An 11,355-nucleotide genomic window follows, 5' to 3' on the forward strand; every position below is an offset into this window, starting at 1 on the left:
ACTCTGTAGTCTCACGCCTTTCTTACATGCCCAAAAGATTATCCCTATATTCCTCTCTATTCGATCTTGTTGTTCTTTAAGATTAACCTCCCCGCCTTCAAGTGATGAAAATGATCTAGCCTGTAAAAAATTCGAATTTTCTTAACGTATTCCTATGACGAAGCACCCATGAAATTCACTTTAAACTTAAGACTCAACAAACATGCACTCCCCTAAATATTCGCCACACACTTAAAAACACTTAGAATATATCAAGAAGGTTTATACGTCCTATATCCCCACACCTCAAAGGGCAGTGTTTTTACAACATCACAGAATAAAAATAAGCAAATGGAAAGCCAGAGCTGATTGTTTAGCAAAGTATTGTACAAAAAGCCAGTACATCTCTCTAATCTGTTGCGGATAAATTTTTGACTTTATGGCATTAACTTTATGACATCGTATGTTTTTAAAATAACGTCATTTATCTTAAAATCTGTCCTTTTGCTCTTACCGATCAATCAATATTCAGACCTAAAACAACCGCGTACTCGAATAAAATACATCAGAGAGCAACAGCCCCCTGACAAGACCAAATTCTTCACAAACAAAATTGAAAAGGAAGTTTAAAAAAATATATATAGCGACACTTTTAATAAAAAGTTGAAATCTAGAGACTTCAGAATTTTCGACTCTATTTTTTCAAGGTATTGTTTTGAATTTTTTAAGCATTTTCCCCCAAGAAAATTCCATTATCGATCAACAACCGTAGATGATAGATGAAATCTACATAAATCCCCATGCCCACTATAACCAATTCCTGCTTTTAAATAATTAAAAACTATTGAGATTGTGTAAAATTGAGACTGTATTCCTTCTATATTCTGTTTTTAAGCATTTTGTTTTACTGTATATTGAGCAATGGCGACCATGCTGGATCCGAAGCATCATTGGGTGTAGGGAGTTGTCGTTCATTGCGTCCGGTAATGTCAATCGTATAGATTTTTGGTCCCATACCGGGATTTTTGCGAAAGAACATCAGCACACGACCATTGGGGGCCCACGTTGGTCCTTCATTATGAAAACCCGTGGTTAAAATTCGTTCTCCTTGTCCATCTGGGCGCATAACACCGATAGAAAATTGTCCGCTTAATTGTTTTGTAAAGGCGATATAGTCACCCCGTGGAGACCAAATAGGTGTTGAATAACTCCCCTCGTTTGAAGAAATACGTTGAATATCACTCCCATCTGCATTCATTTTATAGATTTGCGGCTTTCCGCTACGATCTGAAGAAAAAACAATTTGTTTGCCATCCGGTGAATAAGAAGCAGAAGTATCAATAGCAGAAGTTGTTGTAAGTCGCGTCATCGTACGGGTTCGTAAATCCATGGTGTAAAGATTGGCACTCCCATCATTTTGTAACAAACTCATGATGACTTTTTGTCCATCAGAAGAAAAACGCGGAGCAATTGTCATGTTATTAAACGTTCCAATCAACTCTCTTTGCCCCATTTCAATTTGTTGGAGATAAACATGAGGTACTTGATTTTCCTCATAAGCCATATAGGTCAATTCTTGTCTTTTTGGGGAAAAACGCGGTGTAAGCACCAATTCACTTCCATCGGACATATAAATCAAATTTGCTCCATCTTGATCCATCATGGCTAAGCGTTTAATGCGTGCATTTTGAGGTCCTGTTTCATCGATAAAAACAATTCTTGTATCAAAATAACCACTTTCTCCTGTCATCTCACTATAGATCTCATCTGCAATTATATGGGCCACACGCCGCCACCGTTCTGTCGCGGTATAAAAACGCCGTCCTTTCAGTTGTCGCTCTCCAAAAACATCCCATAAACGAAAATCGACTCTCAATCGTCCATCGATTTCTCTCATGACTTGCCCCGTCACCAAACCTTGCGCTTTTATTTTCTGCCAATAAGCAAAATGCGGTTGTTTATTAGGACTAGAAGTGTTTTCAACAAAATTTGCTTTATCAAGCGGTAAAAAAAGCCCCGACCGTTCCAGATCGGCTGTCACCACAGCCGTTATTTTAGATCCAATCGAATCATTGGAAATAAAGTCTGTAATTGCAATGGGAATGGGATTAAAATCAGCGCTTGAAATCGTCCCTTTCAATTGCGCATAAACCAATGAAATATTTGAAAGCCACAACCCACAAGTGACAATAAACCAAGCAAAAACTTTATATCTCGTTATAGTCATCATGGAATGCGTCCTTTCGTTAAGCGATTTTTTTATCATCTTATTTCTTGGAGGGGATCAACATTAAAGTCAAAACCTTGCCCCCACAGGCCATATTGATCACGTGGGAGATCTGCATAAGGTTGGCATGAAAAAACAGCCGCGTATACCTGCCTTATCATAATAGCTTGTTGACTCTCAAGACCGCTTACAGGATCAATGATAGGATCACCCACAACCATTCCTTCACGGTCCAAATAAAATCGCAACCGCACGACCGGACGATTCTTTAAATCGCCACCAAGCGCTACAAGTTTAAGCTTCTGTTGAATACACCCCCCAACAATATTGACCAATGTTTGTGCCATTTTTGTGGTATCATTAATATTTTTTCTTGCACCCAAAGCTTCTGGTGTATGAGAACGTTTTGCTCCTCCTCCTTGTGACCGCGCACGATTGAGCAAATTATTTTCCTCCATGGCCAGAATATCTTCAATGGTCTGTTTCTCTTGGTGTTTCTTGCTAAGCTTTGGCGTATTTTGATTCAATGCCGCCTTATTTTTCATTGTAGATTCTTCGTCAAATTTTGGTTTCAACTGTGGAAGAAGAATTTTTTCTGGAAGCACAATTTTGGGAACTTGATGAACCACCTGCTCTGCCGGTACTTTTTGTACCGTTGGAGTCAATTCTTTTGGCGATACCATCTCTTCATTTTTGTGCAAAGGCTTAAGCGCAGTCTCGGGTGCATCCTCCGGCACTCTTACAGGCATCTCAGGTGCAAGCTTTGGCGCATCTTCCGGTACTCTTACAGGCATCTCAGGTGCAACCTTAGGCTCATCTTCCGGTACTTTCAAAGGTATCTCAGGTGCAACCTTGGGCTCATCTTCCGGTACTCTCACAGGCATCTCAGGTGCAAGCTTAGGCGCATCTTCCGGTACTCTTACAGGCATCTCAGGTGCAACCTTAGGCTCATCTTCCGGTACTTTCAAAGGTATCTCAGGTGCAACCTTGGGCTCATCTTCCGGTACTCTCACAGGCATCTCAGGCACAACCTTAGGCTCATCTTCCGGTACTTTCAAAGGTATCTCAGGTGCAACCTTGGGCTCATCTTCCGGTACTCTCACAGGCATCTCAGGTGCAAGCTTTGGCGCATCTTCCGGTACTTTCAAAGGTATCTCAGACGCAACCTTGAGCTCATTCTCTGGTTCTTTTGAAATCTCTTCTGTTTTTGCTTCTAATAATTCTGGTTGTGTAAGTTCGGATGTGGATGTTTCCGACGTACTTTCGCTTGTTGGCGGCGGTGTTGTCTCAACGGGGAGCAACTTTTCCTTTGGTTGAAGTGGTGCAAGACTATCTATTTGTCCCTCTCCAATATGGCGTGCATCTTCTTTCTCTTGTGGTTGCATAGTTGGTTTTACGGCAGGGATTGCGCGGATAGGAGCCTTCACGGCTCCTTGTTGAGAAGAAAACTCGTCCACCAAAGGAGCAAGAGTAATGGGAATTGCTTCCAATGGTTGTGGTAAAGAGACAGAGCTTGTAAACTGAATAGCTCCCCAACTGAGAAAAATGACATGGACCACAAGGGATAAAGCCAAGCCTCGTTTCATACTATGATAAGAGTCTTTGTTCATTCTTTATGCCTTATTTACGCCTTACATTTTTTCATTTTTAATCACTCTATGCTCTTTTAAAAAAAATTAAGAACAACCGGTTATACGCAATTTTATTACTTATTATTTATTGTGCTAAACTTGCTAACGCAACTTGAGAAAACCCCGTTTTTTGAATATCCGCCAGCAGTTTTAATACTTGTTGATATTCAACAGTTTTAGCAACACGCACAAAAACCCGTTGATCTTTTTGTGTAGCATCTGCTTCCAGAAGAGTTTTCAGGTGTGTAATCAGGGCCTGCGACGTTTCATAATAATCTTGATTAATGGCAAAGCGCCCTTGCGCATCAAGTGAAACCGTAAGAGGTGTTTTTTGAGCTCGTACGGGACCCGCTTGACTACGAGGCAAATCTAGAGGAACACCGTTCACTAAAAGGGGGGCAGAGACCATAAAAATAATCAACAAGACCAGCATGACATCCACAAAAGGAGTGACATTGATCTCACTCATCAGTTGGCTTCGTGAATGATGCCGCCTACGTGTATTTTTGCGAGAAGAAGAAGCAACAGAAACGCCCATGGGATAAGATCCTTTTTATAAAGAGGAAGGTGCTGTGCGTGTTTCATCAATACGCCGCGATACAATTGTTGAAAATTCATCAGCAAAATTTTCTATTTGTGCAATGATGCGCGCACTTTCATGAGTCAACTTGTTATAAGCAATAACAGCTGGAATTGCTGCAAACAAACCAATAGCGGTTGCCAAAAGCGCTTCTGCAATCCCTGGCGCGACAATGGCAAGTGATGTATTTTGAGAAGCTGAAATAGAAAGAAAAGACTCCATAATACCAATAACTGTTCCAAAAAGTCCGATAAAAGGTCCCGCAGACCCCAGTGTCGCAAGAAAACTTAATTTTGATTCTATTTTTTCACTTTCACGTCCCAGCGTCAAATCCATAGCCTTATCAATTCTGCTCTGCAAACTTTTCGATGTATGGGTCCCTTTTTCAAGAGATTTTTTCCATTCAACCATTGCTGCCATAAAAACTGCGGATATACTATTGGTACGTTGACTTTTACATGATGCATAAAGATCTTCTAGCGCTTTGCCAGACCAAAATGTGCGTTCAAACTGCTTTATTTCACGCCGTATTCTCCGATACGTAAAAATTTTATCAAAAATAATTGCCCAACTCCAGATGGAAGCGAGCAGCAATCCGATCATAACACCTTTCACGATCCAACTCGCTTGCATAAACAAATGCAACATTCCAATTGTTTCTGGATTCGTTAGTTCACCATGCGGCATAATTTTTGTCCCTCTAAATGAAAGATGCATTTTTTTAAATTTTATAAAACAGATTATTTTATATTTTCTAAATTTAAGTAAAGACTCTAGTCTCACATAAATCCATGCGCTAAAACAAGACTTGTTTCTTAACTTTCCTTAAAAAGTGATGACGAGAGATATCCCTCAATGCACATCCCCCTCATTTCACAACAGCATTTATGAAAAATATAACGATCAGGGCTTCTCCATAAATGCTATAAAAATAAAAGATATAAAAATGCATGATATTAAATCTATTATGCACCACCATCTTTACGCTTATGAAAAGAACGCTAAATCATCATACGCGTTTCCAGCTTAAAATACAGCGATAAGTCTTAGCACTTGAAAAGATTCGTAAGAGGTATTTTATTTCTTTCTTAAGTGTTTTTGTATCCACTCACCAACTCCGCTTGTGACATGTAAGAAAATGTTTTTTATTAATTCGCGGCAATAGAGCTTGAAAAGAAAAAATTTTACAAGTTTCAGAATTATCTGAAAGTGACAACGCAATGAATTATCATTGTAAATAAATATGTTATCATCATAAAAGATGACGCTTTGCCTCAGGCTATTATTTCTCTCATTTTCCATCGAATTGAATACGGGGTACACCATCGGGCACAAAAAACGACCATAAACCACCCTACAACACCTCACAACAATGCGCCTCACCCATGCACCCCGACGTCCTATGTAATCTAGTGTAAGTCTCATGTAATCTCACTGTATTGTGAATTAGCCCCTTTCAATGCCTATCATCTCTCTGGCACCATGGTATAACGTACAAGCTTCTGTGACATGAAAAAAGCCTTTTCACATTTTTACTTCATCAAAACCGGCTTCTTCGCTCTCTTTGCTCACTTGCGATATTTGATCGTTATTGCATTGCGAATGATCCATAAGGAACATTTTTACAATTTTTTCAATGATTTATATTGTTCTCTTATGATGTGTAAGCAAATGATTTTAATTGTTTCAACATGAACAGATTTGAAATGAAAGTATTTTATTCTATTCCTATTAGGGTTTGTGCCCATGATAAGTGATAATTTATCTTTCTAAGTCAATACATTATATAGAATAATATGCTGTTGAAACTTTAAATGCAAAAATGCATTTCTGCTTTGTATACATTGATCTCTCACTCATTCACTACGCTTAGAAGCGCACATAAAGTCATGCATGATGGATAGAAATGGATGAAACACGCGCTCTTGTGATGCCAAATGACAATCCAGTAAAAAAACAAATCAAATTGCTTAAAAACACCCTTTGGGTGTTTTGAGACAGTTTTCGACCTAATAGCTTATTATCACTTTATTGCAATATGGTGCTGGGTATGTGCATTTTTATAAAAATAAATCTTAATCCATTTTTATTTCTTTTTATATTTTGTACTTTTTCGCTGTTTTCTGATGCCAACAAACCTTTCTTCAAAAGAAAGAAAATATCTTGAGTTTATAGCAGAAAATGGATGATGCGACATTGATTTTGAATCATAACATGGATGAGGTGTGTTTAATTTTGTGAGATATTATCTTCAATTTATTGTAGTTATTGTAGCAGAGGTGCTTTCTTTTGCTGTATCGTGTGACCTTGTTGGAAAACATTTAGGCTATGATAAATGTATAGTCTTAGATTATAGATTACTTTATATCTGCTGATCTCTCCTGAAACTTGCTAATTCAATGAATCACACTTTTAACCAAGCATTTTTGCAAAAAGTTCTTTGGGTAAACGTCGCGGTTTTGCCTCCTCATTAATCAGAGCAATTTCAACTTTGGCTGTTACCAACGTAGTCATCTCATGCAAAATAGATTGCTCCATAAAAAAGCGGGCCCCTTGGATGTGATTAACACGTGTTTTAACGACTAAAAGATGATCAATTTTAGCTGGTCTTGAAAAATTAATTTCCATATGACGAACAACAAAAAACAATTTTTCCCCCTCACCCCCTGCTGCTAACATCTTATTATTAAAACCGGTATCCCGTAAAAACTCTGAACGTCCTCGTTCAAAAAACTCAAGATAACGCGCATGATAAACTACACCGGAAAAATCTGTATCCGCAACATAAACGCGGACCTGAAAATTATGAAAAGCACTTGTATGATTTCTCTTGAAAGGAGTCACTTCTGTCATCTACTTCACGTCCCATAAAATCATTGAATAGAGCAAATTATTTATAGATCAAAAGATTGAACACATTTTTGTGTTGATGTTATGAAAAGCAAAAGCACAAAATCCTCAATCTTTCCAAATCTTTTTGGTCAGAAACTGCTAAAACAAGCACATTTCTTGTATTTATAACCTTGCGATACAATATTCACGCAATTTTTTTAAAGAAAATGTCTTATTTTTTAAAAAGCGAATGACTTAGTCATCTTCTCCATCCCATAAAGTCGTCTGAAGTGATGAATTGTCTTGAGCATCAGAAAGTTGAGAACGCCTTTGTATAGACGTTGTAGAGGCTGGAGCAGAAAGCCCTAAATGGCTCCAAGCCTTTTCACTCAGAATACGTCCACGAGCGGTTCTTTGAATAAACCCTTGTTGGAGCAAATAGGGTTCAACAATATCTTCAATGGCATCGCGTGGTTCTGATAAAGCAGCAGCAATCGTTTCAATCCCCACCGGTCCCCCTAAAAAAGTTTCCGCAATCAGGAGCAAATAGCGACGGTCAAGCGGGTCAAGCCCAAGATGATCCACTTCAAGGCGCGAAAGGGCTTCATCGGCGATTTTTTGGTCAATTTGTTTTGCCTGTTTAACCAGAGCAAAATCACAAACGCGCCGTAAAAGGCGTCCAGCAATGCGAGGCGTCCCGCGTGCTCTGCGTGCAATTTCATGGGCTCCATCATCACTGATCTTGACAGCAAAAAGTCGTGCATTACGCTGAACAATATATTCCAATTCTTCTATCGTATAAAAATTGAGACGAATTGGGATTCCAAAACGATCTCTCAGCGGTGTGGTTAAAAGTCCCAAACGTGTAGTTGCCGCCACCAAAGTAAATTTAGCCAGATCAATTTTAACCGAGCGGGCAGCAGGCCCCTCACCAATGATAAGATCAAGTTGATAATCTTCCATTGCTGGGTACAGAATTTCCTCAATTGCTGGATTTAAGCGATGAATTTCATCAATAAACAAGACATCACGTTCTTCGAGATTGGTCAAGAGGGCTGCTAAATCTCCTGCTTTAGCAATGACCGGCCCTGAAGTAGAGCGAAAATTAACGCCTAATTCTTTTGCCATAATCTGTGAAAGCGTTGTTTTTCCCAACCCCGGTGGTCCTACAAACAAAACATGATCCAGCGCTTCTTGCCGTGTTTTTGCTGCTTCAATAAATATTTTTAAATTAGCCCGTGCCGCTTCTTGACCAATAAAGTCATCGAGAACTTGTGGCCTCAAGGAACGATCTGGATCGTTAGGAAGGGGGGCGGAACCCAGAAGGCGTTGATCTTCATCTTTATGCATTGTTACCTTAATTTTAAGTAGGAGAAGAAAGCAATTTGAGACTATGGCGGATCAGCAGGGCAGAAGAAACAGTTTCGCCCTCAAGAGCGTTCATCGCAAGAGCAAGAGCGCGAGCTGCTTGCTCCCGTTCAAACCCTAGCTTCATCAATGCGGAAAGCGCATCATGCGCAGGTTGATTGGTTATCTCACGCTGAGGAACCGAAATAGTTTTGACAGCTTGTTCAAAGGGAAGTGTTTTACTTTTCAGTTCACCCACAATCCTTTCACTGACTTTTTTACCAACGCCCGGCGCTCGACTAATCATCGCAACATCATTTAAAGCGATAGCCTGAGCAAGTTCATCTGGCGATAAAGTCCCCAAGATTGCCAAAGCAACCTTTGCCCCTACTCCAGGAACATTTTGTAGAAGACAAAACCACTCCTGTTCAGCTCTTGTAGCAAAACCAAAAAGGCGAATTGCTTCTTCACGAACATGCGTTTCAATAAAAAGGCTTAACGCCTCCCCAACAGAGGGTAAAGAAGGACGCAGACGATTTGACACAAAAACAACATAACTCACACCATGAACATCAAGAAGAATATGATCATCAAAGATATGTTCAAGGGTGCCCTTTAATTTGCCAATCATGTTATCACCCCAATCATATCGCCATCCTTGCCTGATAAGATTGGTCAATACTCTGATAATGCATACACCAATTCAACACAAAAACAACATAACTCACACCATAAACATCAAGAAGAATATGATCATCAAAGATATGTTCAAGAGTGCCCTTTAATGTGCCAATCATGCTTCCACCCCAATCATATCGCCATCCTTGCCTGATAAGATCGGTCAATACTCTTACGATGCATACTATGACAAAGAGCAAGAGCAAGAGCATCAGCCGCATCACTGCTATCAAATTCAGCCCGTGGGAGGAGAACTTTTACCATCATATGGATTTGTTCTTTAGCCCCATGTCCAACACCAATAACCGATTTTTTCACTTTGTTGGGAGCATATTCAAAAACAGGAAGGTTTGCTTGCGCAGGAACCAGCAGCGCAATCGCACGCGCTTGCCCAAGTTTTAAAGTTGCTGTAGCATCTTTGTTGACAAACACATGTTCTACAGCGGCTTCATGGGGCATAAATTGATGCATAATCTCTGAAAGACCTTTGTGGATCTGACAGAGTCTAGAAGCCAGATCACACTGTGCATTAGAAGAAACCGTCCCTGCTGCAATAAACTGAAGACGATTACCTGCAACATCGATAACGCCCCACCCTGTACGCCGTAATCCGGGATCAATGCCTATAATACGAATCGTCTCTGCCATAAACTACAGTCTATACACTTTTCCCCCTTGTGAATAAAGACAAGACCACAAAGAAAACAGCAACCCAAGACAAAACCAGTAAAAAGATAATCATACCTCCAAATTTATACAATTATAACACGCAACGAACAGCATCTTTATGGTACATACTTTATGAAGCATAACTGAAATCAATCAAAACCATTCACACATCACAAGCAAACACCCTCTAAAGCATAAAAATTCCCTTTCTATGGTCATATCCAATGCCATAACGGTTAAACATCGCAAGCGAGCAAATAGAGAATTCTGGATTGTACATTCATAAGTGTAAAGAGGCTATGCAATGGATGGTACACACTTTACGAAAACTTTTTACATTATAGCATGACGCCACCATAACAAGGCAACACGTTGATTTATAAAGATAATTAATTTTTTGTATGTTGCATAAGAATCCCGAATATCCTAAGATTTTCTCATTACAAATCTGTTTATCTTGAATCAATCAAAACCATTCGCTTACATATGAAACGTGGGATTGCCGTATAGAGTGAAACTGTACAAGACAGGACTAAAAATGCCTCTAATGAATTGTCTCAAGTTTCAAAGGCTGTTGCAACATTGGGGACTGGCAAAGATGATGATAGTGCCGGCTTTTTCCTTTGCAAGCATAAAAATGAGAGAGGCTCAACGAATGTGAATAAGAACTGAGAGGTGTTTTTGAATATACTCATCACACCACAATGACATTGCATAGAGAGGAACATTGTATGGGGGCACAGGGAACCCATGGGACATTCATTATATGGCACTTTATTTTGGATATTTTATTTTACACGAGGGAAAATAACTTCCATTCAAAACAAAAGAAGCCCAAAAACTGTAACAATGTGTATCATCCTCATTAACACACACTTTACAGCAGCTTTATAGGTATAAATTATAGAGCCATAAATAAATTGATGTATAAGCCCCTGCTCTATCTTAGAGCCAGATCATTATCAGAGCCAAAACAAAATCACACGATAGATCAACAGAAAGTGTTCCAGCTGCAATCAACAAAAGTCAATTTCCCACAAAACCAACCATACCCTATTCCATGCCATAATTCGAAATCAATACCTATCCCTCTCTCAGCTATAAACTCAAGATATTTCCTACGCTCAAATAGAAATTAGGTAGAAAAAAGCACTCTAGATTGGTTTTCGTTGTGAAATTTTGGTTGTAAAAAATGGATATACTGTTCTAAATATCTCAAGAAAGAAGCAAGGAGCTATTTTTCTCAGAATGCCCAAAAGCTGTTTTCAGTAATTCGATTTATTTTTCCACTGGATTATCATCGTTCAAGATACAGTGGCCGCTTATTGACCAAAGCGCTTAAACTACAGCAGCATCTCTAAATGAAACAAAATGCACACTTCTAAACGCAATGAATGAGAAATAAATTGGCG

General features: G+C 39.3%; 9 protein-coding genes. All 9 read right to left on the minus strand.

The window, feature by feature from the left end; genetic code table 11:
- Positions 1-883: 883 nt before the first annotated feature.
- The 9 genes from tolB to ruvC all read right to left on the minus strand — a co-directional run bounded on the left by tolB (position 884) and on the right by ruvC (position 9,922).
- Positions 884-2,209 carry a Tol-Pal system beta propeller repeat protein TolB gene (gene tolB / locus ACFIM8_RS03145; RefSeq protein WP_375606535.1) on the minus strand — a complete coding sequence of 442 codons (1,326 nt, stop codon included), beginning with the start codon at positions 2,207-2,209 and terminating at the stop codon, positions 884-886.
- A gap of 32 nt (positions 2,210-2,241) precedes the next feature.
- Positions 2,242-3,816 carry a cell envelope biogenesis protein TolA gene (locus ACFIM8_RS03150; RefSeq protein ID WP_375614504.1) on the minus strand — a complete coding sequence of 525 codons (1,575 nt, stop codon included), beginning with the start codon at positions 3,814-3,816 and terminating at the stop codon, positions 2,242-2,244.
- A 106-nt stretch (positions 3,817-3,922) separates the two neighbouring features.
- Positions 3,923-4,375, minus strand: coding sequence for a protein TolR (gene tolR / locus ACFIM8_RS03155; protein ID WP_375606537.1), 453 nt, complete (start codon positions 4,373-4,375; stop codon positions 3,923-3,925).
- A 15-nt stretch (positions 4,376-4,390) separates the two neighbouring features.
- On the minus strand, positions 4,391-5,104 hold the full coding sequence (gene tolQ / locus ACFIM8_RS03160; RefSeq protein WP_375606538.1) for a protein TolQ: 714 nt from the start codon (positions 5,102-5,104) through the stop codon (positions 4,391-4,393).
- Positions 5,105-6,829: 1,725 nt separating this feature from the next.
- Positions 6,830-7,270, minus strand: coding sequence for a tol-pal system-associated acyl-CoA thioesterase (ybgC, locus tag ACFIM8_RS03165; protein WP_375606539.1), 441 nt, complete (start codon positions 7,268-7,270; stop codon positions 6,830-6,832).
- Positions 7,271-7,504: 234 nt separating this feature from the next.
- Positions 7,505-8,599: a Holliday junction branch migration DNA helicase RuvB gene (gene ruvB, locus ACFIM8_RS03170; RefSeq protein WP_375606540.1), complete on the minus strand. Its 1,095-nt coding sequence runs from the start codon at positions 8,597-8,599 to the stop codon at positions 7,505-7,507.
- A 13-nt stretch (positions 8,600-8,612) separates the two neighbouring features.
- Positions 8,613-9,227: a Holliday junction branch migration protein RuvA gene (ruvA, locus tag ACFIM8_RS03175; protein WP_375606541.1), complete on the minus strand. Its 615-nt coding sequence runs from the start codon at positions 9,225-9,227 to the stop codon at positions 8,613-8,615.
- Positions 9,228-9,240: 13 nt separating this feature from the next.
- Positions 9,241-9,393: an OB-fold domain-containing protein gene (locus tag ACFIM8_RS03180; RefSeq protein WP_375606542.1), complete on the minus strand. Its 153-nt coding sequence runs from the start codon at positions 9,391-9,393 to the stop codon at positions 9,241-9,243.
- 13 nt (positions 9,394-9,406) lie between these two features.
- Entirely contained in the window at positions 9,407-9,922 is a 516-nt protein-coding gene (ruvC, locus tag ACFIM8_RS03185) for a crossover junction endodeoxyribonuclease RuvC (RefSeq protein ID WP_375606543.1), read from the minus strand.
- Between the last annotated feature and the right edge of the window lie 1,433 nt (positions 9,923-11,355).

This window comes from Bartonella sp. AC535YNZD, from assembly GCF_042196625.1.
Lineage (GTDB): Bacteria > Pseudomonadota > Alphaproteobacteria > Rhizobiales > Rhizobiaceae > Bartonella.

Bases quoted from the DNA above. Each gene is read 5' to 3' on its own strand.
- tolB (WP_375606535.1), bottom strand. From the start codon at position 2,209: ATGATGACTATAACGAGATATAAAGTTTTTGCTTGGTTTATTGTCACT.
- ACFIM8_RS03150 (WP_375614504.1), bottom strand. From the start codon at position 3,816: ATGAACAAAGACTCTTATCATAGTATGAAACGAGGCTTGGCTTTATCC.
- tolR (WP_375606537.1), bottom strand. From the start codon at position 4,375: ATGGGCGTTTCTGTTGCTTCTTCTTCTCGCAAAAATACACGTAGGCGG.
- ruvB (WP_375606540.1), bottom strand. From the start codon at position 8,599: ATGCATAAAGATGAAGATCAACGCCTTCTGGGTTCCGCCCCCCTTCCT.
- ruvC (WP_375606543.1), bottom strand. From the start codon at position 9,922: ATGGCAGAGACGATTCGTATTATAGGCATTGATCCCGGATTACGGCGT.
- tolQ (WP_375606538.1), bottom strand. From the start codon at position 5,104: ATGCCGCATGGTGAACTAACGAATCCAGAAACAATTGGAATGTTGCAT.
- ACFIM8_RS03180 (WP_375606542.1), bottom strand. From the start codon at position 9,393: ATGATTGGCACATTAAAGGGCACTCTTGAACATATCTTTGATGATCAT.
- ruvA (WP_375606541.1), bottom strand. From the start codon at position 9,227: ATGATTGGCAAATTAAAGGGCACCCTTGAACATATCTTTGATGATCAT.
- ybgC (WP_375606539.1), bottom strand. From the start codon at position 7,270: ATGACAGAAGTGACTCCTTTCAAGAGAAATCATACAAGTGCTTTTCAT.